31 protein-coding genes are annotated in these 22883 nt (G+C 35.2%); 11 read left to right on the forward strand and 20 right to left on the reverse strand.

Features of this window, described 5'->3' with window-relative positions; translation table 11 throughout:
• Positions 1 to 4 precede the first annotated feature (4 nt).
• Positions 5 to 574 (reverse strand): hypothetical protein, encoded by a 570-nt coding sequence (locus tag ACMAYS_RS09130; RefSeq protein ID WP_103219126.1) that lies wholly within the window; start codon positions 572 to 574, stop codon positions 5 to 7.
• Positions 575 to 797: 223 nt separating this feature from the next.
• Here ACMAYS_RS09130 and ACMAYS_RS09135 point away from each other — a divergent pair, with 223 nt between their 5' ends.
• Complete coding sequence (locus ACMAYS_RS09135) at positions 798 to 1019, forward strand: hypothetical protein (RefSeq protein ID WP_103219125.1); 222 nt, start codon at positions 798 to 800, stop codon at positions 1017 to 1019.
• Here the strand turns inward: ACMAYS_RS09135 and dtd are convergent, their stop codons facing one another.
• On the reverse strand, positions 1020 to 1454 hold the full coding sequence (gene dtd / locus ACMAYS_RS09140; protein ID WP_392992410.1) for a D-aminoacyl-tRNA deacylase: 435 nt from the start codon (positions 1452 to 1454) through the stop codon (positions 1020 to 1022).
• Positions 1454 to 3385, reverse strand: a complete 1932-nt coding sequence (locus ACMAYS_RS09145) for a hypothetical protein (RefSeq protein WP_412463129.1) — start codon at positions 3383 to 3385, stop codon at positions 1454 to 1456. Before ACMAYS_RS09145 ends, dtd begins: the two co-directional genes overlap by 1 nt.
• Before the next feature lie 114 nt (positions 3386 to 3499).
• On the opposite strand from ACMAYS_RS09145, the gene ACMAYS_RS09150 reads away from it, so the two are divergent.
• The 5 genes from ACMAYS_RS09150 to ACMAYS_RS09170 all read left to right on the forward strand — a co-directional run bounded on the left by ACMAYS_RS09150 (position 3500) and on the right by ACMAYS_RS09170 (position 7335).
• Positions 3500 to 3964: a hypothetical protein gene (locus ACMAYS_RS09150; RefSeq protein WP_392992413.1), complete on the forward strand. Its 465-nt coding sequence runs from the start codon at positions 3500 to 3502 to the stop codon at positions 3962 to 3964.
• 93 nt (positions 3965 to 4057) lie between these two features.
• Positions 4058 to 4714, forward strand: a complete 657-nt coding sequence (locus ACMAYS_RS09155) for an inorganic pyrophosphatase (protein WP_392992415.1) — start codon at positions 4058 to 4060, stop codon at positions 4712 to 4714.
• Positions 4695 to 5684 (forward strand): YceI family protein, encoded by a 990-nt coding sequence (locus ACMAYS_RS09160; RefSeq protein WP_412463130.1) that lies wholly within the window; start codon positions 4695 to 4697, stop codon positions 5682 to 5684. Before ACMAYS_RS09155 ends, ACMAYS_RS09160 begins: the two co-directional genes overlap by 20 nt.
• Before the next feature lie 96 nt (positions 5685 to 5780).
• Positions 5781 to 5963 carry a hypothetical protein gene (locus ACMAYS_RS09165; RefSeq protein ID WP_146037917.1) on the forward strand — a complete coding sequence of 61 codons (183 nt, stop codon included), beginning with the start codon at positions 5781 to 5783 and terminating at the stop codon, positions 5961 to 5963.
• Positions 5964 to 6033: 70 nt separating this feature from the next.
• The gene (locus tag ACMAYS_RS09170) at positions 6034 to 7335 is read left to right on the forward strand and encodes an ectonucleotide pyrophosphatase/phosphodiesterase (protein WP_392992418.1); all 1302 of its coding nucleotides are present in this window, start codon (positions 6034 to 6036) and stop codon (positions 7333 to 7335) included.
• Positions 7336 to 7393: 58 nt separating this feature from the next.
• Here the strand turns inward: ACMAYS_RS09170 and ACMAYS_RS09175 are convergent, their stop codons facing one another.
• From ACMAYS_RS09175 to ACMAYS_RS09185, 3 genes are all read right to left on the reverse strand, one after another.
• Positions 7394 to 8263, reverse strand: coding sequence for a hypothetical protein (locus ACMAYS_RS09175; RefSeq protein WP_103219119.1), 870 nt, complete (start codon positions 8261 to 8263; stop codon positions 7394 to 7396).
• Positions 8264 to 8382: 119 nt separating this feature from the next.
• Entirely contained in the window at positions 8383 to 9597 is a 1215-nt protein-coding gene (locus ACMAYS_RS09180) for a chloride channel protein (protein ID WP_412463131.1), read from the reverse strand.
• 47 nt (positions 9598 to 9644) lie between these two features.
• Positions 9645 to 10103, reverse strand: coding sequence for a VOC family protein (locus ACMAYS_RS09185; protein WP_103219117.1), 459 nt, complete (start codon positions 10101 to 10103; stop codon positions 9645 to 9647).
• Between the two features lie 149 nt (positions 10104 to 10252).
• Here ACMAYS_RS09185 and ACMAYS_RS09190 point away from each other — a divergent pair, with 149 nt between their 5' ends.
• Together ACMAYS_RS09190 and ACMAYS_RS09195 are read left to right on the forward strand one after the other, a co-directional pair.
• On the forward strand, positions 10253 to 10597 hold the full coding sequence (locus ACMAYS_RS09190) for a hypothetical protein (protein WP_412463132.1): 345 nt from the start codon (positions 10253 to 10255) through the stop codon (positions 10595 to 10597).
• A gap of 102 nt (positions 10598 to 10699) precedes the next feature.
• A complete protein-coding gene (locus ACMAYS_RS09195; RefSeq protein WP_392992422.1) occupies positions 10700 to 10993 on the forward strand; it encodes a hypothetical protein in 294 nt (97 codons plus the stop codon).
• 30 nt (positions 10994 to 11023) lie between these two features.
• Here the strand turns inward: ACMAYS_RS09195 and ACMAYS_RS09200 are convergent, their stop codons facing one another.
• From ACMAYS_RS09200 to ACMAYS_RS09210, 3 genes are all read right to left on the reverse strand, one after another.
• Positions 11024 to 11257: a hypothetical protein gene (locus ACMAYS_RS09200; protein ID WP_103219114.1), complete on the reverse strand. Its 234-nt coding sequence runs from the start codon at positions 11255 to 11257 to the stop codon at positions 11024 to 11026.
• A 159-nt stretch (positions 11258 to 11416) separates the two neighbouring features.
• Positions 11417 to 13393, reverse strand: a complete 1977-nt coding sequence (locus tag ACMAYS_RS09205) for an ATP-binding protein (protein WP_412463133.1) — start codon at positions 13391 to 13393, stop codon at positions 11417 to 11419.
• 79 nt (positions 13394 to 13472) lie between these two features.
• Positions 13473 to 13796, reverse strand: a complete 324-nt coding sequence (locus ACMAYS_RS09210; protein ID WP_412463134.1) for a hypothetical protein — start codon at positions 13794 to 13796, stop codon at positions 13473 to 13475.
• Positions 13797 to 14041: 245 nt separating this feature from the next.
• Here ACMAYS_RS09210 and ACMAYS_RS09215 point away from each other — a divergent pair, with 245 nt between their 5' ends.
• Positions 14042 to 14788 carry an endonuclease I family protein gene (locus tag ACMAYS_RS09215; RefSeq protein ID WP_103219111.1) on the forward strand — a complete coding sequence of 249 codons (747 nt, stop codon included), beginning with the start codon at positions 14042 to 14044 and terminating at the stop codon, positions 14786 to 14788.
• A gap of 55 nt (positions 14789 to 14843) precedes the next feature.
• Here the strand turns inward: ACMAYS_RS09215 and ACMAYS_RS09220 are convergent, their stop codons facing one another.
• The 5 genes from ACMAYS_RS09220 to ACMAYS_RS09240 form a co-directional block, all read right to left on the reverse strand.
• On the reverse strand, positions 14844 to 15566 hold the full coding sequence (locus ACMAYS_RS09220; protein WP_103219110.1) for a phosphatase PAP2 family protein: 723 nt from the start codon (positions 15564 to 15566) through the stop codon (positions 14844 to 14846).
• On the reverse strand, positions 15566 to 16186 hold the full coding sequence (locus ACMAYS_RS09225) for a DUF6151 family protein (protein WP_412463135.1): 621 nt from the start codon (positions 16184 to 16186) through the stop codon (positions 15566 to 15568). The genes ACMAYS_RS09220 and ACMAYS_RS09225 overlap by 1 nt, the downstream gene beginning before the upstream one ends.
• 13 nt (positions 16187 to 16199) lie before the next feature.
• Positions 16200 to 16535 (reverse strand): hypothetical protein, encoded by a 336-nt coding sequence (locus ACMAYS_RS09230; RefSeq protein WP_392992434.1) that lies wholly within the window; start codon positions 16533 to 16535, stop codon positions 16200 to 16202.
• Between the two features lie 113 nt (positions 16536 to 16648).
• A complete protein-coding gene (locus ACMAYS_RS09235) occupies positions 16649 to 17056 on the reverse strand; it encodes a GFA family protein (RefSeq protein WP_392992436.1) in 408 nt (135 codons plus the stop codon).
• Between the two features lie 17 nt (positions 17057 to 17073).
• The gene (locus ACMAYS_RS09240; protein WP_412463136.1) at positions 17074 to 17445 is read right to left on the reverse strand and encodes a tRNA-binding protein; all 372 of its coding nucleotides are present in this window, start codon (positions 17443 to 17445) and stop codon (positions 17074 to 17076) included.
• A gap of 129 nt (positions 17446 to 17574) precedes the next feature.
• Here ACMAYS_RS09240 and ACMAYS_RS09245 point away from each other — a divergent pair, with 129 nt between their 5' ends.
• Positions 17575 to 18354, forward strand: coding sequence for a hypothetical protein (locus tag ACMAYS_RS09245; RefSeq protein ID WP_412463137.1), 780 nt, complete (start codon positions 17575 to 17577; stop codon positions 18352 to 18354).
• A 9-nt stretch (positions 18355 to 18363) separates the two neighbouring features.
• Here the strand turns inward: ACMAYS_RS09245 and ACMAYS_RS09250 are convergent, their stop codons facing one another.
• Positions 18364 to 19044, reverse strand: a complete 681-nt coding sequence (locus ACMAYS_RS09250; RefSeq protein ID WP_103219103.1) for a peroxiredoxin-like family protein — start codon at positions 19042 to 19044, stop codon at positions 18364 to 18366.
• 86 nt (positions 19045 to 19130) lie between these two features.
• Positions 19131 to 19577, reverse strand: coding sequence for a GNAT family N-acetyltransferase (locus ACMAYS_RS09255; protein WP_103219102.1), 447 nt, complete (start codon positions 19575 to 19577; stop codon positions 19131 to 19133).
• A gap of 175 nt (positions 19578 to 19752) precedes the next feature.
• Between ACMAYS_RS09255 and ACMAYS_RS09260 the strand changes: the two genes are divergently transcribed.
• Positions 19753 to 20235, forward strand: coding sequence for a hypothetical protein (locus tag ACMAYS_RS09260; RefSeq protein ID WP_412463138.1), 483 nt, complete (start codon positions 19753 to 19755; stop codon positions 20233 to 20235).
• A 38-nt stretch (positions 20236 to 20273) separates the two neighbouring features.
• Here ACMAYS_RS09260 and ACMAYS_RS09265 read toward each other — a convergent pair whose 3' ends face one another.
• Genes ACMAYS_RS09265 through ACMAYS_RS09280 form a run of 4 tightly spaced genes read right to left on the reverse strand, consistent with a single transcriptional unit; the run spans position 20274 to position 22855 of the window.
• Positions 20274 to 20516, reverse strand: a complete 243-nt coding sequence (locus ACMAYS_RS09265) for a hypothetical protein (RefSeq protein ID WP_412463139.1) — start codon at positions 20514 to 20516, stop codon at positions 20274 to 20276.
• A 3-nt stretch (positions 20517 to 20519) separates the two neighbouring features.
• Positions 20520 to 21359, reverse strand: a complete 840-nt coding sequence (locus ACMAYS_RS09270; RefSeq protein WP_412463140.1) for an alpha/beta hydrolase — start codon at positions 21357 to 21359, stop codon at positions 20520 to 20522.
• 21 nt (positions 21360 to 21380) lie between these two features.
• Complete coding sequence (locus tag ACMAYS_RS09275) at positions 21381 to 22406, reverse strand: lipoate--protein ligase (protein ID WP_412463141.1); 1026 nt, start codon at positions 22404 to 22406, stop codon at positions 21381 to 21383.
• 11 nt (positions 22407 to 22417) lie between these two features.
• Positions 22418 to 22855 (reverse strand): GNAT family N-acetyltransferase, encoded by a 438-nt coding sequence (locus ACMAYS_RS09280; protein ID WP_412463142.1) that lies wholly within the window; start codon positions 22853 to 22855, stop codon positions 22418 to 22420.
• Positions 22856 to 22883: the final 28 nt, after the last annotated feature.

The following is a 22883-nucleotide window of genomic DNA, read 5'->3' on the forward strand; positions in this document are numbered from 1 at the left end:
TTAATTAAAAACCACAACGTCCTTGATAAAGGTAAACACGGTCGTAGTCTCTAGAAGTTGCATCAAAAGTCGAGTAAGTTTGACCAGCATCTGCAACATCAATTCTAAATACTTTAGAAATAATGTCATCACGGTACTCAACAAAACGACGACCTGGGTAGCGACGATATACTGTCGTACACTGTCTTCTTCTACTGCTACAAACAACTTCAGGAATAGTAATTTCACAGAATTCATCACGGTGGCGAATTGGCCCACGCTCGATATCAGTTGTGATCGTTCCATGAAGATCATAATTTAGAGTTGTGTCGGCCTTATCAAGTGTAAACTCTCCATTACTTGGAAGCTTAAACTTCTCATCGAATTTAACAGTTAGCTTTTCACCAGCAACTTGAATCTTAAGCTTTCTCTTACCGATAAACTTCAGCTTAGCTTTGTACTCACCTTGAGCAAGTGAAATACTATCATCTTTAGACTTAAGCTCTACAGCAGAGTCAACTGCTAGAGTACCTTTAAATTCAGTCTTACAACCAACTAATAGCCCTAGTAATAAGGCAAATGTAAAAAATCTCATATCCCCTCCATATGATGAAAATAAAAATAAATTGTATTTAAAATACAAAAAATGGATTGTCCATACTTGCATAAGTGCCATGAAATTTATACTTATTTCGAATCTAAACAAAAAACTGATAAAGAACATGTTTTCTATTTCATATTTGTAGTAAGTTAATACTGGACAATTTTCTTAAATTGTTTAATATTGACGCAATATCGACTACTTAAACGGAGACCCCATGGAAAACACTAAAGTTTACGAGACGTCTATTGTTCCTAAAGGTGAAATGCTAGAGCCAGTTAGAGATACAGCATATATTGCATCTTCTCTGACGATTGAAGTTCTTCACGTTATGACTTTCTTTGTGATCTTTGCCTTCATCTTTGCTGGAATTTGGAAAACAGCAGTTAGAATGGAGAAAAGAGAAAAAGAAGGATCTAAATCTAAAGTTACTGCTTAATTAAAATTCAATATGAAAAGTTACTGGCCCGTCGTTATGTATTTCGACGGCCATGCTTTCTCCAAAGACTCCCTTCTCTACAGGGACAGTGCTTTTTAGTATCTCAACAAACTCATCAAATAATTTATTTGCAACTTCAGGCTTGGCGCTTCCATCAAAGCTTGGTCGATTACCTTTCTTACCATTCCAAGAAAGAGTGAATTGTGAAACCGCAAGAATACTTCCTTCAATATCCACAACAGAACGATTCATTCTTCCTTGCTCGTCTGCAAATATTCTTAAAGCAAGGATCTTCTCACAAGCCTTTTGGATTGTTTGTCGGTTGTCGTCATGTTCAATACAGACTAGTAAGTGAAGGCCCTTAGATATCTGGGCCACAACTTTATTATTTACTTTTACATTAGAACTAGAGACTCGTTGAATAACTACTTTCATTAAACTTGCTTATACTCTTCAATTTGTTTTAATTCATATTGTTTTTTAAGGTTCTTAATCTTCTCTTCGTAACTTGAAACAAGTTGATCTCTAAGTCTTTGCGAGTCGCTCATTTGTCTCTCTAGCTTTTTCTGAGCAAGATTAAGTTTTCTTCTCATATCTGTATTGTGATCTGCTGTCATCTTCTGTTTTTCAAGATTATGATTATGGGTCATACGAGATGTTTTTACTTCATTTTCTCTTTTTACCATTTTAAGGCGAGTGTTAAAGTCGTCACGAAGCGCTTGGAATTGTTTCTCATACTGATCCTTAATATGATCCAAATTTTCCTTCATTTCGCTTCTTTGCATACGAGACTGTTCTTGAAAGAATTCACTTTCAGACTGCTGCTTTCTCTTTGAAGTTGTTCTCAGCATATATAGCTTTTCTTCAGCATCAGCAATTGACTTCTTTAAGTGCTCTTCTTGAACTTGAAATTTACTTTCATATGATGCCTGAATATCAGAGATTTTCTTATCCATTTCTTGGCGATGAGATTTTAGTGTATCTGCATACATCTCGTGATTACGAGCATTGATCTCTTCTTTTTCTTCTCTAAATGAATCTTGCAAAGACTTAACTGTTTCGAGATTTTTCTCTTCTGTACGAATAAGATTATTTCGAAAGTGATTTCTCTGGCCATCCATCAACTCACGAAATTGATTTTCTTTTTGAACAATATTGTCTTCAGCAACCTTTTTTTCATAAGAAATATTTCTATTATATTGGGCCTTTTTAATTTCATGCTGTCTTTGAGAGCGAGCTTGTATCTCATCAGCATTCGCTCTGGTCTCACTTTGGAAATCGGCCATACGGGCCTGTTGCTCACGAGACTGATCCTTAACTCTTTTTGTTACCGCATTGTCTTTTTCAACTAACTTATCCTCAAAATCTTTAATGACTTGAGAGTTAAGCTCTTTTAAGCGATCTATCTTTTGTTGAAATTTATCTTCAACACCTTTTTGCTCCATTTGGCTCATCGACTGAGAATTTTTGAAACGAGCAATATCGAGATCATGATCACCTTTGATATCTTCTCTTTTACTAACCTGATCTCTGATTAACTCAGAGACCTCTTTTTCGTGACTGAGTCTTTGGTCTTGTAGAGACTTTTGCGTTTTCATATGAAGATCGCGAGCAATTTGATCAACACCTGCTTGCTTTTCATTAATTTGACGAAGATAAGATTGGTTTGCTTCTTCCAATGCATTTTTCTTAGAAGCAACTAAGAAGTCTTCACGTCTCTTGCCTTCATCGACAACTTTTCTAAGATTTTTGTCAGCGGCACTTTTAAGGTCACGATTCTCTAGAGAAAATTGTGACTTAAGCTCATTTAATTGGTCACGATTTCTTCTTACTTGTGCTTTTTCACGGGCAGCGAAGTCAGCATTAAGCTTTTGATTTGATTCACTCGTGTGCTCATTTAATTGCTTAATCGTATCTTGGAAACGGTCTTGATTAAGTGCAATTCGCTCTTGTGATCTTTTATTTTGTGACTCTAAACTACTTTCGTATGTAGTATCTCTTTGTTCAATAGTATCTGCATAAGCTTGTTTTAAGGTAGCAAGCTTTTCGTCGAATTTAGACTTTTGATCAGTGGAAGTCTTATGAAAGTCTTCTCTAATTTGCTCATTTCTTTCGCGAAAGAATTCTTTTGACTTGGCCATAGCAAGCTTGGCCTTCTTTGCAGCTTCATCAAGTTTTTGCTGATTATCCTCAATAAGGGCCTGCTGCTTCTTTGCGTGCTCATGCTTAATATTATCGATTTTATGAGAATTCTTATCTTGAATATTTTGAAGATTGGACTGATAGCCTTCACGAATATGATTGAGCTGCTTTCGCTGCTCCTGATTCATTTGAGTAATTTTCTTAGAGTAATCTTCGACTTTCATAAATTTACACTACCGCCCGTCCTAAAAATTATACCTTCTTTATAGTCTCGCGTTCACTAGGCAAAGAGTGTCATGCCTAAATAGCTGATTTTTCATTTGTGCTAAGATATTTCAATGAATAGTTTAAGTGATGATAAGAAGTACGATAGTTTCCTAAATATGTGGAGAACACTAGTTTCTCTGACTCATCTCGATAATATTGTTTCAGAACAAGAAAAAACTCTAATTCAAGACTTTATCAACAATGCCAAGCTTGAAGATAAAGATAGACTTCAGCTAAAAGAAGACCTGATTCAAAGACATCGCCCAGATGAATTCATTCATAAAGTAAACTACCCTGCTCACTTAAGCCAACTCCATCACCTGGCAAATATTGTCTTTCGCTCTGATGAGCTCGACCCAAAAGAAGAAGCATTTCTAAAGAAAATCCTCGATGATATTGAGGCGAAGATTGGTATTCTTAACGCTACTACCCATAGCGCTCATGCTATAAGTGAGCTCAATAAAAACAATCTAAAGAATACAGTAAATGGACCAAAAAGTGCATTTGCAGAGATCATTCGCTTCTTTTCGAAGTAGCGACGAATCCCTTTTTATTGGGCCTGATAAAACTTCCTAGACTATCCTCTTTGTGCTAAGTTAATGCCAAAATATTCACAAAAAGGATTAATAATGACTAACTCAGAGCTAAATGATTTCTTAGAGAAATATGGAAAAATGTTTAGGCCAAATCCATGGCATGGTATCAAGACTTGGGACAATGAAGATAAGAAAGTTCTTAATGCTTATATCGAAATTACTCCTAATGACCGCGTGAAATATGAAGTTCATAAAGAAAGTGGATACCTAATGGTAGATCGTCCACAGAAGTTCTCAAATATTATTCCACAATTATATGGATTAATCCCACGCACTTACTCTGACTCAAAATCAGCAAGCTTTGCTGAAGCAGAAACAGGACGCACAGGAATTGTTGGAGATCATGATCCAATCGATATTTGTGTACTTGCGGAAAAGAATATTGTTCAAGGTGATATCCTAGTTAACTGTATTCCTGTTGGTGGTTTTAGAATGCTAGATGGTGGTGAAATTGATGATAAAATCATCGCTGTACTAAAAGACGATGCAATGTTTGGTCACATCACTGATATCGATCAAGTTCCTGCTGCTGTACTTGCAGAACTTAAGCACTACTTCCTAACTTACAAGGAAATCCCTGTAAAAGATGGTGAAGCTAAAGTAGAAATTACAGAAACATACAATGCTGAAACAGCAATGAAAGTTATCAACCTCGGCGTAGAAGACTATAATGAAAAATTTGTTAAATAATTACAAAGGGTGCCTTATTGGGCACCTTTTTTTTGCCCTACTAATTTCCCTTAATACTCTTGCATCTTCTTATATTGTTAATAAAGAACATTCAAAATTAAAGTTCAGTGTTAAGTACATGGCCTTGACTGATGTTGAAGGTCAATTTGACGATTACACAATTTACTTTAAGAAAGACGATAATACGATCTCTGATCTTCAAGGTGAGATCATAGTTAAGAGTATCAATACTTTTGATAAGAAAAGAGATCAGCACTTAAAGAAAAATGAATTCTTCAATGCTGAGAATTTTCCAATTATCAAATTTAAAAGTGCTCAGGCCATTGTTTTAAAAGACAAAAAGGCCGATGCAAAGCTAGCGATAACAGTAAAAGAAAAAACGAAGACTGTTCCTGTTAGCTTAAAATATCTTGGTAAGCGTACTGATCCTTGGACTAATAAAGAAGGGATCTACTTTGAAGGAAGCTTTAAGATCAATCGTTTTGACTTTGGTATCAACTGGAGTAAAAACTTTGACGGCGGACTTGTTGTTGGTGAAGAAGTTATCATCAACTTTACGATCGAAGCCTATCAATCAAATGATAAGCCGGCCTTTTCTCGCTTTTACCTTCCAACAGAATCAGTAAAACGTGAAGTCTCTCTGGATGCTCAGACATCCGGAGGGCCTCTCATCCTTCCAAGTGGAAAAATCACAAAGAACACGACAGCAAATGTCGCTCCTGATAGTGACTATACTGAAATTTCAAATATCCTCCTGACACTTGTTTCAACAGGTATTCTATTTATTGTAACCATCGTTTTTGGTATCTGGGGACAGGCCAAGCTAGTTAATTATTTAGAAGAGAAAGGAATGTCAGAAAATGTTACACTCCTACTATCAACAATAATCGTAACATCTTTTATTGTTGCATGTATCTACATCACTAGTGAATACACGGGTGTAGGAACTCACCCTCTTTTTAAGCGTTAACGAACCTTAAGATAACCTTAAGAAACGGGGCTTTAGAGCATTTCTTAAGAAAATCTTTACTTGTTCACCTTTAATCACTTGTCTTAAAATTTCTTCATGAAGAAGGAGATAGAGTTTATGACAATTGAAGCGGTTGAATACAGAGTAGTAGATGGAATTATTTTCACAAAGGATATAGATGGATTATTTCGTCAAGAATACGATATCCCTCTAGACCATATTCGTACATTGAAGTTCAGGTTCTCTGACATCGATTATGACGATTATAACTGTTATTAATTCCTAATATACAAGAATACGGTTAATCCCTTACAATCTAAGTAAATATTGATTTACAAGGGATTAACCAATGAAGAAGTTACTAGCTCCGTTAGCAATAATAAGCTTATTCTCGTATAGCTCATGTACGAAGAACGACTCCACTTACAAGAATAGTTATCATATTGAGAGATCAAGCCAGAATGTGGCCTCTGAAGAAGAATTACAAAATATAAACCCTGTACTTCTTATTTCTCTTGATGGTTATCGATACGATTATACAAAGAACTATAAACCAAAGTTTTTAACAAAATTTTCAAATGAAGGAACTCAATTAAAAAGTCTCATTCCTTCTTATCCGACGAAAACATTTCCAAATCATCTCTCGATTGCAACAGGTAGCTACCCGATGAATCATGGAATTGTGGCAAATCATTTCTATGCTCCAGATCTAAAGTTAAACTACTCTCTAAAAGATCGAAAAGCGGTAAGAAATAAGAACTTCTATCTTTCACCTACGATTTGGACAGCTGCAGAAGAGCAAGGACTAAAGACTGCTACTCTATTTTGGCCAGGATCTGAAGCTGATATTTCAGGAATAAGACCTTCGTATTGGTATGACTATATTCATAAAATGCCACATGAAAATCGCATCAAACAGATCCTAGAATGGCTAAAACTACCGACTAAAGAAAGGCCATACTTCATGACTCTCTACTTCCCAGATGTGGACTCTGCCGGCCACCATTACGGAACAAAATCAAAAGAAGTAAAAGAGGCCATTGAGAATGTAGACACCTCTCTTGAGAAATTAATCACAGCAGCAACAAAACTTGTTCCAAATCTAAATATCATAATTGTTTCAGATCATGGAATGGAAGATATTGATCAGAACAAGAAGGAAATTATCTTAAAAGATGAAACGCTAGCTCTGTTAAAAGATGATTATCGAATTTTTGGAGAGGGACCAATTGTTCAATTCTATAAAAAAGAAACAGAACAAAAGATCGTCTTAGATATTCAAGCAACACTTAAACAAATAAACGCAAAAGCAAAGAACTTTAAGTGCTATGATAAAGATTCAATTCCATCACGATACAATTTCAAAAATAATGTTCGTATTGGAACATTTGCCTGTATTGCTAATGCTGGTTGGTGGATTGCCGCAACAGACTTTGATACACCGGCGGGCTCACATGGCTGGGATCAGTTTACAAATCAGCAGATGCATGGAATTTTCTACGCTCAAGGGCCAGATTTTAAAAAGAATTACATTGCAGACTCAAAAGAGAATATTCACATCTTCCCTCTTGTCTTAAGACTTCTAGGCCTTGATAACCATTATCAAATTGATGGTAAAATTGAAGCGATCCAAGAAGTCATCAATCAATAGAAATAAAAAAGGCAGGTTTAAAACCTGCCTTTCTTTTTATATATAATTTAAAATTTAATTACATATTTTTTGGCTTATACCAACATAGTGGTCTAATACCTGTTTCGTAGTTATCTACTCTGTTACAAGTACCAGCAAGAGCATCTGTTTTAGATACGTCATCATTTAGGTCTTTGTCACAAAGAGCACCTTGGAAGTAAGTATCTAGACGACACTGACCAGCTGGGTGCTTGTCATCAGTTTTTCTAACAACAGACATATCTGGTGTTGTGAAAGATACTGAACGACCAGAGTTCAGAAGAGTCGCTAGACCTTTTGAAGCTTGTGCCATTCTCTTACATAGAGCATTTTCATTTGAATCAGACCAAACAGCATTACACTTTGACTCAACTTCTGGATCGATATCCATTTTTGATACGATACGAGCATTGTCATCATCTTGGAAGATTCTTCTGAAACACTTAAGTGAAGCCCAGTAATCAGACTGACCTTCGTTTGATGCCCATGAAGAAACCCAAAATCTTTTGATTTTTGGAGCACCAGCTAGGTGGTGACCTAGTTCGTGACATACTACAAGAGCAAATCCATCTGGAGATACTAGCTCGTGACGAGCAAGACCACCAAACATGTGAACATTCCATACTCCGCCACCTTGGTTAGCGTAAGCATTTACTGTTCCATCTTCCCATTTACGGTGAAACTTTAGAGTTGCACCTTCAGTTTCAACAACTGGAGCGTAAACTTCGTTTGCACGATCAATGATGATATTGAATAACTCTTCAGTCATTCCATTACCTGTTAGTGCGTCAACACCACGGTATAGATCGTTCTCTGGCATGATTCCTGTTTTTCCATGAATATCACATGAATAAGATTGAATTGAAAAGATTGCAGCAAAAAGAGCAATCAATAGCGTTGATTTTCTCATCTCTTTCCTCCCTGAAAGCACATAAATAAATATAAACAAGTTATTATAGAAATTAAAAAAACAGTCTGTGAAGAAAAAAATTTAACTTGCCAGATTTAATTAGAAAGTATTTTGGTCAACTATCTAAACTTCTTAACGATTTGAGATGTGTAAATTGTCTTCTTACCCGAGACAAATTGTCCTACGGCCATCGCAACAAAGAGATATGGCAATAATTCATAACCAAAGATCTCAGCTCCCATAGCAATACAAGCAAGAGGTGTATTTGAAGCACTTCCAAAAACAACACAGAAACCAAGAGCAGCGAGAAAGTTTGGATTGATCGCAACAATCGATGACATCCAAGAGCCCATTGTCGTTCCAATATAAACAAGAGGTGTAAACTCTCCTCCTTTAATTCCTGAAACAAGAGAAATTGCCGTGAGTATGAATTTTAAAATAAAATCTTTTATTGAAACAACTTCTATTAATGCCTGCTGAATAACTTCGATACCTAGTCCAGTGTAGCGCTGCTTGTAGAAGTCATTAAGTACAAAGTAGAAAAGTAATAAAACAACACTTCCCGTAAATGTAATTAGCAAAGGTTTTCCCAAAGTTTTAATTTTCAATTTTGATTTCTCAACAGTTAAAACAAATATCCTTGCAACTAGACCAAAGGCAGCTCCAGCAATAAGTGCATAGAAGATTAGATTCCATGAAAAACCTAAAAATTTGAATCGAATATAATTTGAGTGTGGCGCATATAATAGATGTGTTGTGTAAAAGCCAATATAAGAAGCAATTAAGCACTCAAGAAAAGTCGATAACTTAATTCTTGCATTTAAGTAAATGGCCTCAATGCCAAAGATTGCTCCAGCAAAGGGAGCACCAATAGCAGAGCCAAACCCGGCCCCACATCCGGCCATAAGAAGAACCGCCCTCTTTCTTTTTGAATGATTGAATAATTTAGCCAGATAATTGCCAATTGCTCCCCCCATCTGAACAGCACTTCCCTCTCGGCCAACACTTGCACCAAATAAATGAGAGAGTAGCGTCGAAAATAAAATCAGGGGAATCATGATAAGGGGAATATCCCTTTTTGGATTGTGAATTTCATCAATAATAAGATTATTTCCCTTCTCACTTATTGGAGAAAATTTCTTATAACAGAAATTTACAGCAACCATTGCAATTGGAAGAAAATAAATAAGGTAGCTATAACGAAACCTTAAAGATGTAACGATTTTTAAAAGGTGTAAAAAGACAGACGAAGCAATTCCAGTCAGGACGCCAAGAGCGATAAAAGAAAAGTAGTATTTTATATTTCGGGTATCATTACCAATGTCTGCTGCCATATTTCTATTCTAGGTTAGAAACACAGCAGCGTCCATTAATATGAATTTTACCAAGATCCGATATTCTCCATATCTTTCCATGGTGCAGATGGGGCCAATGGCTCACCTTTTTGAAGTAACTCTATTGAGATATCATCTGGCGATTTTAAGAATGCCATATATCCATCTCTAGGTGGACGATTAATTGTCACCCCTTGATCCATTAGTTTCTGACAAGTTTCATAAATGTCATCAACACGAAACGCTAAATGGCCCCAATTTCGACTACTCGTAGGTAGCTTTTCAGTATTACCATTTTCATCAGGCCAATTATAAGTAAGCTCGATTAGTGGAGCTTGTTCCTTTAATGCTTTTTCTTCATCTTCAGGTGCACTTAAATAGACAAGTGAAAATCGACCCGCTTCACTCTCGATACGGTGAACCTCTTTAAGTCCAAGTTTATTACAATAGAAGTCCATACTTTCGTCTAGGCTAGTTACTCTAACCATTGTGTGGAGAAACTTCATTTTAACCTCCAAAATTAGTTGTCAAATATTGGTCTACTTTACCAAGACTTATCTATATAAAGTACTAAAATTTCGTTAGTTTTTGGTCAAATCTGTTTCTCATTTATAATCTCTGCATGAATTTGGTATATGAATAGAGAGAGACAAATATGAATTATTTAAGGCCATTGATACTTATTTTATCACTTAAACTATCGACATTTGTCTATGCTCAGCAAATAGATCGCAATGCAACAGTCTCAATGATTGACCAAATGGTTGCCAGAGGAATCATTGGTAAAGATGAAGCTGAGCAAGCAAAGTCAAAACTGGTAGCAATGCCAGATCAAGAATGGAACCAACTAAGTGAATTAGGAAGAAAGCTTGCCTCACAGCAAACGACAAATATAAACACAGAGCTAACAGTAGATAGTGCTGCCCAAAATATTGATTTTAACTCCAAGCAATTTAAGAATATCCAATCTCAGGTAAAAGATATTATGGGGAATCCGTAATTTATAACAAGATTAGATTAATTTTTTCATATATACTCAATGCTAATTGACCTATCAAAACAAAATTCATATAAGCTCTTTAAATCAATATGAGGAGCCCTTATGAAATCATTTATTCAACTAGTACTTGTTTCTATTATTGCATTATCAAGCACATACGCTTCATGTCGCTTAGAAGCTGAACTTCAGTCAATGGATATCCTAGCTCAAGAGCTAGCAGTTTCTTACGACGAAGTTTATAACGAATATCAAACTAATATCTCTTTTGACGGACTAAACGAAGAAGGACTAGATCTTTATTCGGCTTACTTCAATACTTACTCAGGTGCATATAAGCTTGAGACGGTAATTGACGAGAGATGCGATGTCGTAAGCTTTGAACTATCACTACTATAATAAAAAAGGCTACTTTATGTAGCCTTTTTTTTAACGTTCTCTTGTTTCTGATTGGAGTACCTCGCGGTAATCCTGGATGTCATCATAACTTCTCTTGTAGTTCTTTCTTTGATGACTTCTCTTTTTTCCATTTGCATAATTGCTTAATTCATTCACTTTACTCTTTGGCGCATTGTAAGTTTCAGAGCTGTTAATTTTTCTCTCATTAGCTGCAAAAGAAAGTGGCGAAGTTAAGAAAATAGCAAGAATAAATAAACGCTTCATCTTACACTCCTAATTTTCTTAAACTGAATCAACGCCTAAACGTTGCTACCATTCTATTCTAATGCACTTCTACGACGGGCGAAAGGGCCCGGCAATTACTTATTCAAAACTTAACATACTTAACAAAAACCAAACAATTTACTATTACATTCTTAATTGTTAAGCGATCTTCTTTTCAACAGCAACATTCATTGCCTTTGTGATTTCTTGAACTATATCTTCTTCGGAGAACGGCTTATACAAAAATCCGTCAACCATTTCAGCAACTTCGCGATCTTCGCCTTCAAAGTTTATACTCACACAGCCTGTTGAAATTAAAATTCTCGGCTGCTTTAATTGTTTATTGTTTCTGATACTTTTAATTAATTTTGGGCCACTCATAACAGGCATTTTCATATCAGTTATAATTAGGTCATAGTCCTCTGGCCTTTGGAGGTACATTTCATAAGCAACCTTACCATTTTCTGCTAGCGATACAGTAATTCCTGCATCCTGTAGAATCTCCTGAAGTAGATCTCTAATACCTTCTTCATCATCAACTACAATTGCACGAAACTTCATCTTAAAATCACTTAAACTAACCACTTTATTCTCCTGTGATGGTAGTTCTTCTCTTCCATAATGTATCGGGAGTGAAACTTTAAATACTGTTCCAATACCAACAACACTTTTCAATGCAATCTTTCCGTTAAAATCATCTTTAATAAATCCATGAGCAATGGAAAGTCCCATTCCTGTACCTTTACCAACATCCTTGGTGGTATAAAACAGATCAAATACTCTCTCACGTTCTTCTTCACTAATTCCATGGCCATTATCTTCGACTTTAAAAATAATTCGATCATTATTTTCTTTTACAATGACATTGATCTTTCCATTTTCCTTCCCTTCAACTGCATCTCGAGCATTTGAAATTAAATTGATTAAAACTTGTTGAAATTTTCCTCTCTCACCCTTTATCAATGCTTCATCACTCACATGCATATAGAGATTTAGATGTACATTATCTTTATCATAGAAGTCTTTAAGCATTGAGACAGTATCTTTAAAAACATTATGCACACTAAAATCTGTTGGCTCATCATCTTGAGTCTGCCGTGAAAACTTTCTTAAGCCTGATACAATTTTTTCTATTCGAAGTGCAGCTGACTCTGACTTTTCAATCTTTTCAATAATTTCTTCTTTATGACTATTTGTAACTCTTTTTTTCAAAGACTTTAAATGACCTAAGATAATTGTTAATGGATTATTTATTTCATGCCCAATTCCTGCAGCAAGAATTCCAATCGAGGCCAACCTTTCATTTTGGCTTGCCAACTTCTTTTGTCTTCCTAATTCTTCATACTGCTTTTTTATTGCTTCTTCTTGTCTCTTTACTTTTTTTGAAATCAGATACTCTCGCTTTCTTCCTGTTTCAATAATGTAAACAGTTAGGATAATGATGAATAAAAAGAGAACAAGGTTAATAATGTAATCAAATGAAACCGTAAGTGTTGATAAAGTTTTTGGACTAGATACAGTTAAGTAATAATTTGTATTACCATCTGTAGCAAATGGCTCCTCTTGACGATAAAAATTGTAATTCTTATCACCTTCACCATAACCGACATCTAGATTCACTCGATAATCTGACAAGTCTCCTCGATTGACATTTGAAGGTAATAAAGAGGAGAACGAAAAGATCATATAGGCCCTCCCCTTAGTTCCATCAACAGAGCTTACAAATTCTTGTAAGATAATATCGGATGTTGCAGTATCAAAAATCACCTTATTATTCTTGCCAAACTTGCCACAAGTCTTTCCCTTAGACTGCAAAGTTTCGTAAGTTGTTCCATTTTCACCGCTATAACAAATGGCCGAGATTTTTAATTTATTTAAAGTTGATTTTGTGAAGTTATTGAACTCCCACTTATTTACATTTAATGACGAAGCAAAGAAATGTGAGATCCCAACCAAGGCTTCACCACGAACAATTCGATTGGCCTGTATACTTGAAATAATTTTTTGAGCACCACTAGTAAACTCTTCTTGATACTTGTCACGAAGAAGTACTTCTCTTTGATGATATAAGAGCGCAAGGAAAGAGATTCCTAAGACAAGAATTGTTAATGAGATTTTTGACAGGCCAAGTTTCACAGTAAACAAATCGTCTATGTTTACTGCGAACTTAACTTAAGATTATGACCTGATATACGCCATTATTTTTAACCAAACTTTACCTACGACAAGATATATTCGTAACAGCACTTACTTGTGGGTATGAGCCCTCAATTAAGCCCTCTAAAGCTTTTGACTGAACTGGAAATTTGAAAACATTACCTAATGTTAATTGAATTTCAGTTTTACCAATACGTGCGTTTTCTAAGTCTCCACATTTCTCAATGGCCGCTTCAAAAATCTTATCCTTCAATTCAGCTTCCATATTAGAGAAAGAACCAACATATAAATTTATCGAACTTTGTGGAATAACAACAACCTCTGCGTAAACAGCTTTAGAAAAACTCAGAACAACTGCAAGACCTAAAATTAACTTTTTCATAATACTCTCCTTAATCCAACCCCAAATCATTTTGAGTAAGAAGACTTTAGTTAATTCAATTTAATAAAAAAAATGAATAGATTCGATTGCTGGAATAAGAGTTTTTCATGATGCTTCGCAAACCACTGGATATTACATAAAAACAAAAAACCTATTAGATATGACTAATTTTAAATATTAGACAACTTAATACTACTACCTTATAACATTTATACACACACAATAATGAACACTTGGAGAATTGAATGTTTAAACTTTTAATTGTATCCGCACTTTGCTTATGCGCATACTCATCAAGCAACCTCGAAAAGGCCAAAGAAATCCTAGCAAGCTCAGGATCTTCTGATGGTATTCGCTATGAACTTGAAAGACTAACGACAAAAGGTCACACGAAGAACTCTTATAAAGTTGCAAGAAAGCACCTTTTTGGAAATCTTCACCTAGAAAGAGACAATGGAAATAGCTTATATATTCGCGATGTATACTGTGACGAAGTATATACAAACTCAACTCCAAGAATTGGAAAAATCGCTAAGGGCACAATCCCTAACCACGAGGTAGTAAATTGTGAGCACACTTGGCCACAATCTAAATTTGATCGTGGTGCTCTGGCAAAATATCAAGTAGGTGATCTTCACCACCTATACCCTTCTCAAAACAGAGCAAATAGTACGCGTGGTAATTATAACTTTGGAAAAGTAGACGCAAAGAACTCAAGACTAGACTACTGTCCAGCATCTAAATTTGATGGAAATACATACGAGCCACCAACTTACCACAAAGGTAATGTTGCAAGAGCAATGTTCTACTTTTCTATTCGTTACGACCGTAAAATCAGCACGGAAATGGAAGAAACTCTTCGCCAATGGCATGAGCTAGATCCTGTTGATGAAGATGAGCGTGTAAGAAATGATAGAATTGAAGACATTCAAGGAAATAGAAATCCTTTTATCGACGCTCCAGATTTAGTTTCAAGAATTACTGACTTCTAGAATTAATTTACATAGATAAAATACAAGGGCACTTATTAAGTGCCCTTTTTTATTTTTAAAAACTTTGTGAAAAACTAAATGCAAGGCCATCGAGCTTCGCTGTAGGAAGCACAGTTAACCAGTAAGGCTTATTATACTCCACATGATTAAAATAAATTCCCCATCCATAACTTAAGCCTATAGTCATTCCAGCAGTAACATCATGTAGATAGTGCCAACTATCATTTAAGCGACTAAAAGAAATAAAAATAGCGGCCAAGTGTGCTGCAGAACCCCAGCCCCAGCCATGTTGTGCAGTTACAACAGAAGCAAATGCAAATGAAGCAGAAGCATGACCAGAAGGAAACGAGTCATTTTCGTCGGGATATCCAGGTCTTGTTTCATGAACGGCAGTCTTTAAAGCAACTGTTGTTCCAACTGTGTAGGCAGTCGCTTGTAACATATGTGAAGCACGCTCTTTACCAAGCCTTCCGCCCCAAAAATATTGTCCAATAATATAGGCACCATTTAGAACACCATAACCAATATCTCCACCAAATTGACCAAGATCTTTAAGGTGGTTTTTCTGAGCAGCACGTTCTTGAATTTCATCAATTCCTTTATATTCTTTTAGCAAACGAAGTCCGAGTGTAATCCCTGTCCCGGTCCAAAAGATGTACTTAGCATCCGTACAAATAGGTGCCGTAAAATCAGAAAGAAAGCTGCCGCATTCATTGGCGTAAGTTTTTTGAAAACTTAATATCAAAATAAGTAAGATTAACTTTTGTTTCAGCTTCATTACTTATCAATGTGTAGAATTTTACTTCTTGTATAATCTCTTTCTTCTTTTGATAGTATCTGTGGTTCTACTTTTGGCAGACCAGAATCAAGATCAAAGAAAGAATTAGGCTTTGTTAATCTAAGAATTGTGCCCAAAGAAAGAAGTTTTAAAATAAAAAGTCCCGCAAGTTTTGAAAATTTTTCGAAGCCATTTTTTGGCCACTCACTAGATTTTAAAGAAGAAAACTTCATCATATTATAAGACTGGATATCCCCTAACGCTGACTTATCGCCTGTAACAAATGCACAAACAAGTCCATTAAATGGAATTTTTGCACCTAGAGTATTAACCATTGGAAAATTACAACATCCTGCATACCAGCGGTAGAGGCCTTTTGGAGATAACCTTAAACACGAAAGATGTTCTTGGCCTTTCGTGATTTTTATATAGCGAGGCGCAGTTTGAAAAAGTTCCGTACCATCAAACTTATCAAGAAGATCTTTTCGACCTAAATACTGTGCATACGTCTGGCAGTCATCACAACAGCAAACGACATGATTATTTAAGCTTTTATTTATTGTTAACTCACCTTCAACTGAGCCACACTCACACTTTAGAGAAATTAATTTCCTACCCACCTTTCTTATCCTTTTAGTAAATGCGTTTACAAGAAGCAGAGCAATCTTCAAAATTTTGAATATCAGCTCGTTGACTTAAGTGAAGCCCATGTATATTGGCCAAAAGATCTGCCCATTCAGCATGGCCACCACCAAAGAGATCATAAATCTCTTTTGCAACACCAATGACAGCAGAAGAGCTAACACCACATTCGATACCAACAATACAAGAGACACTACAATGTCTATATTTATCCACTTCTATATTTTGAGATTCGAGGATCCTTTTATAGTAAGTTGCTGACTCAACCGCACATAACAGGCCATCAATACTTTTACTTCTAGTATTAGAAGCATACGAAAAATTCATTAAGCAAATCATCAGCAAAAATGCGCATCGCATATATCATCCCTTTTGTTAGTAGGACTTAATTATATGAACTCATGAAACGTTATGGCAAAGATTGCAAGAAATAAAAAGATTTAGCTAGGAAGTCCCTCTAACTTATCAATATTCTCTAAACTATTATCCCAGTCAGCCTTACTCTTCATGAAAATATGTGCGGTTGGCTTTTTATTGAATGGAGTATCTAAACAACCAGCAGGAATAACAATGAGCTTTCCTTCGCTAAAAACTCCTGGAACGGCCGAGCCACAAGTCTTACAAAAAGATTTAGAGTGTCTCGTTTCAGGTAATTGATAAGATTGAATATTATCTTCCCCACTAAGCCAGTTAAACTTCATATTACCTGCAAAAAGATTTGCAGCATGTGCAGATCCCGTATCTTTTTGACAGTACTTACAATGGCATAGAAAGAAATTATCAAAAGCCCCTTCCGCTTCAAATTCAATGGTGCCACATAAGCATGAACCTTTATGTAAATTACTCATTTAAACTCTCCCTTGGACTAATGTAGACGTGCTCCATTTGGCACATTTTTATCCAGGTTAAATAGGACAATATCGTTATTTGAATCTGAGAATCCCATAACAAGAACTTCCGACATGAACTTTCCAATTTGCCTTGGAGGAAAATTAACAACGGCCAAGACCTTCTTTCCAATCAGCTCTTCCTTATTATAGTGGACAGTAATTTGAGCACTTGATTTTTTTACACCTACACCTGGGCCAAAATCAATTTTGAGTTTATAGCTAGGCTTTCTTGCCTCTGGAAAATCTTCAATCTCAAGAACCTCCCCTATTCTCATATCAACTTCTAAAAATTTACTAAAATCTATATCAGTAAGAGCTGGCGCGCTCGGCTCAAAATCTAAATGCATAAGTATCCTTTCTTTTATTACTTTTTAAATTATACAAGAAAAATAAGTGGTCACCAAATAATTAAAATTCACACAAAATTGACAAGGTACTAACCACAGAATTTTCATTTGAAAAATACAATAGATGTAATGAAAAAATTTAAATTAAACTTAATCATCTCTTTCTTACTTCATACTCTCTTGCTCTTTTCATATTCAAAGAATGGTCAAATCAAAAAAATTACACAAAGAGAACCAATCAAAATGAAAGTAAAATCCTTAAAACAAAAAAAGAACTCTATACAAAAGAATTTCTCAAAAAACTATAAAGCAAAGGGATTAAAGCTTTCAGACTTCTCCATTAATCCAAAACACCTAAACATAGACGATGCCAAGATTTCAACGAACTCGAATATTGGAATAGCAAAAGCAAATCAAATATTTTCAAAAATTGAACAAAACTTAACGTACCCAGAAGAACTCGTTGAAATTGAGGCCCAAGGACATTTTCAAGTCACATTCTATCTGGATAAGAACGCACAATATGAGGAGAAGCGAACTAAAATTTCAGTTGGTTCGAGATTCTTGAGGGCCTATATTGCTAAAGTGCTAAGAAAATCACTAAAGAATATAGATCAAAAAGATTTGAAACTTCAAAAGCTAACAAAATTTAATGCTGTCTTTAAATTCAAACTAACAACATCAGCCACTGAACTTGGTCAGTCGCAACTCTTAAAAGATCGCTACTTCTTTTATCGTCAAAGGTATGGTGTCTCTACTGGCAGAGATAGAGTTATGAATGGTGTCACAAAAACGCTTACAGGAATTACAAATATTCTTAGTCTACTAGAGTATTTACCAGATAGTGATGCAACAAAACTTAGAAAGAAAAGAGTCTTAGAAACTTATATCAAAGACCCATTCTATTAAGAGTAAGTTCTATTTTAAATATTGTAATAAATCTTTGGGATCGGCCCTTTTCGTATAATCAGCATCTGCAAAAGCATAAATAATCTGTCCTTCCTTATTAATGATATAAGTACCAGGCAAAGGTAGCTCAAATTTATCATTACCTTGATTTTTCTCAATATCGATCCCGAACTTTGAATAAACGGCCTTCAAACTTTCTTCGAGTTTAAAAGCTAATCCAAATTTTTTTGCAATCTTATTATCGACATCCGAATAAATTGGAAAATTTAATTTATGATTTCTTTTAGTTTTAGCAATTTCCTTCTTGGTATCTGGTGCTAGAACAATAAGTTTTGCACCTTTATTTTGAATTTCTTCATAATACTTTTGATACTCTTTGAGTTGAATCATGCAGTATGGACACCAACTTCCACGGTAGAAGCTTACAATGATATTTCCATCCTTATAATATTCACTAATATCTTTCCCACCAATTTTAAAACTCGGAACTTTAGTGCCTTTTTTCACACTCTCTTCGACAATTCCAGAATCTTTAAGATGTTTAAGGGCTTCATCCATAACCTTAGTTACTTCAACAGAGCGCTTTTTATTGGCCTTCTCTTTTCTTTCGTTAAGTCGATCTTGAAGAGAAGTTTCTGCAAAAGATGAAAGAGTAAGTATAAGTGCACTTAAGATTGATATAAATTTCATTGATATCCCTTTTTAAAAATAAATTAAAAAAATAATATCCTTAGTATGGGATTTGAATGTTAGGTTTTTGTAAACTCTAAGTATGACTATAAGTTTTTTTCTAGAATTAGCTGTTCGATATGATTTTCTTTGATTCTAGTATCAATTAACTTAAAACCAAATTTTTCATTGAGTTCAATCATTTCTGGATAGCGAGCATCAGTGTGAGTACGAACCTTTGTGAAGCCTTGCTCTTTGGCCCACTCATGTTGCCTCTCCATCAATTTTGTCGCTAATTTTTGACCACGATAAAATGGCACAACACCACCTACCCAGCTGTAGAAATAATCACCACAATCATAGCCAACTTTAAAGGCGATTGGCTGGCTGCCATCAAAGTAAAATTGTGCAAGAAACTTAGTGCAGTCTTTTGTTTTTGAGTACATTCTGTCGACACAATACGGCGTACTAAAGATCTGAGAATTCGTCTGGGAAACGATTTCGAAGACCTCATCAGAGATTTGCGAATATTCTTTATACTCATAATGATTCATAAGGACGCAGAATATATCATAAAATTTTAAAACGTACACATTTAGATTGTTAAATTTCAATACTTTACAATCAAAACCCTCTAGGCCCTTGTAAGTAAATATTATCTAGTACCTTTGCACATCATGTCACTTTCGCTATTTAAACATAAAACAAAAATTTTGCAGGGAGTAATAAATGAAAGGTCTTCTATCTTTTCTAGTTTTAATTTCACTATCAACAGCTGTCTCAGCTCAGTCTGATTTTCTATCCAAATCAGAAACAAAAGATATCAATGACTACATGGGTGATATTTGTATGGATACATACTGTGGTGGCGATATAAATTGGTATGCACAAGGGATGAACTGCAGCGGTGATCAGTGTACAATTTCATACGAAGCCTATACTTGGAAAGATTCAGCTGATTCATTTGATGCAGATCTTCTGAAAGCACTAGATGGAAAGACTAAAGATTATCGTCATTTAAACTCATCGCTTAAATTTGAAAATTTCCAACTAGTTAGACAAGGCAGAGCATTTGTAAATATCTCATGTACTATGTACGGACTTAATAATGAAACTCTTGCTGAATACGATAATGACAAACAAGAATATCTATATATGACTATTCTCGAGTCATGTATTGATCCTGTTGAATCACTAATTCTTGCTTACTAAGAATATATAGGGCCAATTAAGTTGGCCCTTTTTATTCTTCATTTTTTTTCGACACACCACCGTTTGCTACCAATACACTTTTGCATCTCAATACGATATCCAGCAGGACAACTTTTACCTTCTTCAATAATGATAGATTCAGAGGCCTTGGCATTTCGTATAGAGCTTTCACAACAACTATTACCATTGCACTTTTTTATGTATTGGTCATAGTCAACTTCAGATTTCGATTGGCAGCTTAGACAAAAAATAAGAGTCGCTAAAGTAATGAGATATTTCATGACCTAATTGTAGCATAACCCTTTCAAAATATAACTGCCATGAGTCCAAATCAAGGCTCCACCAACACTATCAATTACTTCAGCTGTAAAATTAGAATTTCTTTGAGTAAGAGTCTCTCCAAAATCTGGTGAATGAACTGGGCTATAATCATGTTTCCCATATAGATGGAATACGTCTGTTGTAACTTCTTCAAGATTGAAGCCCCAAGGAGATAAGCACATAAATAGGTCTTGATAATAAGACTCAAATGAACTCCCAATCCCTTCTTGAAGACATTCGCCATACATCTTCTTATATGAATCTTGCGTATAGACCTTCTTATCGACTTCAGAAGATGTTCCAATAACGAACTCTATAAAACCATCCAGATTGAAAGTTTTTTGAAATTCATCGCATGTTAATTGGCCACTACTTACAGAGTTAACAAAACCTTTCGTATTCTCATCAAGTAACTCATAAGTACTTTTATAATGTAGATCATCTTGACCAGAAACTATGACGGCCTTTTTAACAATCCCATGCAAGCACATATGGTACAAAAAAGGCGCACCTTGAGAGAATGCGATAGCGTCAATCTGATCTAACTTAAGCTCTCTTAATAACAATTCTACTGATTCAGTGATACTAGAAAAAGACTTATCTTCATTGAAGTCCGACAGACCAAAGCCTGGCCTATCAATCGAATAAAGCTTGATATTATTATCCAAAAGGTCTTCTTGATAGAAATTTAAACTTCCACTCATCCCTGCACCATTTATATAAAGGACAGGTTTCCCAGATTCTGCTCCACTTACCCTAAAGCATGTCTTTAAATTATCTTTTAAAATATATATGTCTTTCAATTATTAATACTCCATACAAATTTATTTGATATTTGTGACAAGCCAGTTGGAAAAATCATCCACTTCACTATGATGATCTTGAAAGTCCTCTTTAAGTTTATTCAAGGTATCTTGAACAGCATTAACATCATAAGCAATGCCTTTTAGTTTTTCAGCAAAAGACTCAATTAAAGGTGGGTGTAAGCAGTCACTAAAGATTGTCACCTCTTCCATTATTCCTTTATTTGAATTTATATGAACTTCAACACCACCCCAGTCAAAGCGTTCATCAAATTGATGATTAAACTTCGGCGTTTTCCCGTAAAGCCAATTCCAATCCTTTAATTCCTCATAGTATTCATTAACTTTAGGAACAGACTTTAAGAAGTCGTAGTTTAAAACCTCTACCTGTGTTTGGGCATCGTAGAAACGACAAAACTCTTCAACAATAGCCTTTGAAAGACTCTCATGATTGATTTCAGAGTTAAGTTCAGAAAGGTTCATCACACGTGCACGTGCTGACTTGATCCCCTTTGACTCTAGTTTTTTCTTATTAGGGTTTAAGTAGTTAGCAAGTTTACTTAGATCAGCATTAATGAGAAGTGTTCCATGATGAAAGCTTCGATCTCTCTTTACCTTAAAGGCCGAACCAGAAATTTTTCTTGATCCTTCTTCTTGTGCAATTTTCACTTCAATATCATTTCTTCCATTAGCAAAGGCTTCAACCCCAAACGTTTTTAAAGCATTTGTAATGATCTTATTATTGGCGTCCTTATCGTATGACTCTTTAGATGACATGAAAGTGAAATTAGTATTTCCAAGATCATGAAAAACCGCCCCGCCACCACTTTGGCGTCTAGCAAGTTTCACCCCGTCTTCTTCCATCTTACTTGTAATACACTCTGTCCACGGGTTTTGGTGCTTTCCAATGACAACAGTTTCATCATTTTGCCAAAGAAAGAGAACATGAGAATCCGTGTCCATATCGTTAAAAATCCAATTCTCTGTCGCGAGATTAAAATATGGATCATATTGTTCAGCTACAAAAATTTTTACTTTCTTACTCATATTATTCCTATTTATAAATCTGTTTTCTCAAATCGCAGGCCATTACAATCATCGTAGTAATCTTTCTCGATTTCAGTTTGTTTAAAACCAAATTTCTTATATAAAGCAATTGCCGAATAATTATCTTCTCTAACAGTCAAAGATAAAGGCATTTGAGCATGATTTTTTAAACATTCTTCAAGTAACGTTGAGCCATGACCCCTTCCTTGAAAATCTTTTGAGACTGCAATATCAACTAGCTCGATATTTCCGTCCTCTTCCACGGTACAATAAAATCCGATTACCTCTGCATCTACTAGTACCTTAAGGTCATAGCCGATATAGTCTTCTGGAAATTCAACTAGGGCCTGAAAAGTTTCTTTCTCAGTCGCCTCTTGCTCACCATAGTTTTCTAATTCGATTTGAAATAACTTATCTACGTCTGACAGACTAGGCGTTCTAATATTCATTGTGGCCTCACTATATCTAAAAAATTTT

The organism is Halobacteriovorax sp. RT-2-6 (assembly GCF_047085025.1).
Classification (GTDB): domain Bacteria; phylum Bdellovibrionota; class Bacteriovoracia; order Bacteriovoracales; family Bacteriovoracaceae; genus Halobacteriovorax_A.

Bases quoted from the DNA above. Each gene is read 5' to 3' on its own strand.
- ACMAYS_RS09195 (WP_392992422.1), top strand. From the start codon at position 10,700: ATGAAATCATTTATTCAACTAGTACTTGTTTCTATTATTGCATTATCA.
- ACMAYS_RS09240 (WP_412463136.1), bottom strand. From the start codon at position 17,445: ATGCATTTAGATTTTGAGCCGAGCGCGCCAGCTCTTACTGATATAGAT.
- ACMAYS_RS09130 (WP_103219126.1), bottom strand. From the start codon at position 574: ATGAGATTTTTTACATTTGCCTTATTACTAGGGCTATTAGTTGGTTGT.
- ACMAYS_RS09170 (WP_392992418.1), top strand. From the start codon at position 6,034: ATGAAGAAGTTACTAGCTCCGTTAGCAATAATAAGCTTATTCTCGTAT.
- ACMAYS_RS09260 (WP_412463138.1), top strand. From the start codon at position 19,753: ATGAAAGGTCTTCTATCTTTTCTAGTTTTAATTTCACTATCAACAGCT.
- ACMAYS_RS09280 (WP_412463142.1), bottom strand. From the start codon at position 22,855: ATGAATATTAGAACGCCTAGTCTGTCAGACGTAGATAAGTTATTTCAA.
- ACMAYS_RS09190 (WP_412463132.1), top strand. From the start codon at position 10,253: ATGAATTATTTAAGGCCATTGATACTTATTTTATCACTTAAACTATCG.
- ACMAYS_RS09255 (WP_103219102.1), bottom strand. From the start codon at position 19,577: ATGAATCATTATGAGTATAAAGAATATTCGCAAATCTCTGATGAGGTC.
- ACMAYS_RS09250 (WP_103219103.1), bottom strand. From the start codon at position 19,044: ATGAAATTTATATCAATCTTAAGTGCACTTATACTTACTCTTTCATCT.
- ACMAYS_RS09185 (WP_103219117.1), bottom strand. From the start codon at position 10,103: ATGAAGTTTCTCCACACAATGGTTAGAGTAACTAGCCTAGACGAAAGT.
- ACMAYS_RS09245 (WP_412463137.1), top strand. From the start codon at position 17,575: ATGAAAAAATTTAAATTAAACTTAATCATCTCTTTCTTACTTCATACT.
- ACMAYS_RS09220 (WP_103219110.1), bottom strand. From the start codon at position 15,566: ATGAAGCTGAAACAAAAGTTAATCTTACTTATTTTGATATTAAGTTTT.
- ACMAYS_RS09150 (WP_392992413.1), top strand. From the start codon at position 3,500: ATGAATAGTTTAAGTGATGATAAGAAGTACGATAGTTTCCTAAATATG.
- ACMAYS_RS09160 (WP_412463130.1), top strand. From the start codon at position 4,695: ATGAAAAATTTGTTAAATAATTACAAAGGGTGCCTTATTGGGCACCTT.
- ACMAYS_RS09235 (WP_392992436.1), bottom strand. From the start codon at position 17,056: ATGAGTAATTTACATAAAGGTTCATGCTTATGTGGCACCATTGAATTT.
- ACMAYS_RS09155 (WP_392992415.1), top strand. From the start codon at position 4,058: ATGACTAACTCAGAGCTAAATGATTTCTTAGAGAAATATGGAAAAATG.
- ACMAYS_RS09175 (WP_103219119.1), bottom strand. From the start codon at position 8,263: ATGAGAAAATCAACGCTATTGATTGCTCTTTTTGCTGCAATCTTTTCA.
- dtd (WP_392992410.1), bottom strand. From the start codon at position 1,454: ATGAAAGTAGTTATTCAACGAGTCTCTAGTTCTAATGTAAAAGTAAAT.
- ACMAYS_RS09275 (WP_412463141.1), bottom strand. From the start codon at position 22,406: ATGAGTAAGAAAGTAAAAATTTTTGTAGCTGAACAATATGATCCATAT.
- ACMAYS_RS09180 (WP_412463131.1), bottom strand. From the start codon at position 9,597: ATGGCAGCAGACATTGGTAATGATACCCGAAATATAAAATACTACTTT.
- ACMAYS_RS09145 (WP_412463129.1), bottom strand. From the start codon at position 3,385: ATGAAAGTCGAAGATTACTCTAAGAAAATTACTCAAATGAATCAGGAG.
- ACMAYS_RS09135 (WP_103219125.1), top strand. From the start codon at position 798: ATGGAAAACACTAAAGTTTACGAGACGTCTATTGTTCCTAAAGGTGAA.
- ACMAYS_RS09265 (WP_412463139.1), bottom strand. From the start codon at position 20,516: ATGAAATATCTCATTACTTTAGCGACTCTTATTTTTTGTCTAAGCTGC.
- ACMAYS_RS09215 (WP_103219111.1), top strand. From the start codon at position 14,042: ATGTTTAAACTTTTAATTGTATCCGCACTTTGCTTATGCGCATACTCA.
- ACMAYS_RS09165 (WP_146037917.1), top strand. From the start codon at position 5,781: ATGAAGAAGGAGATAGAGTTTATGACAATTGAAGCGGTTGAATACAGA.
- ACMAYS_RS09230 (WP_392992434.1), bottom strand. From the start codon at position 16,535: ATGAATTTTTCGTATGCTTCTAATACTAGAAGTAAAAGTATTGATGGC.
- ACMAYS_RS09200 (WP_103219114.1), bottom strand. From the start codon at position 11,257: ATGAAGCGTTTATTTATTCTTGCTATTTTCTTAACTTCGCCACTTTCT.
- ACMAYS_RS09210 (WP_412463134.1), bottom strand. From the start codon at position 13,796: ATGAAAAAGTTAATTTTAGGTCTTGCAGTTGTTCTGAGTTTTTCTAAA.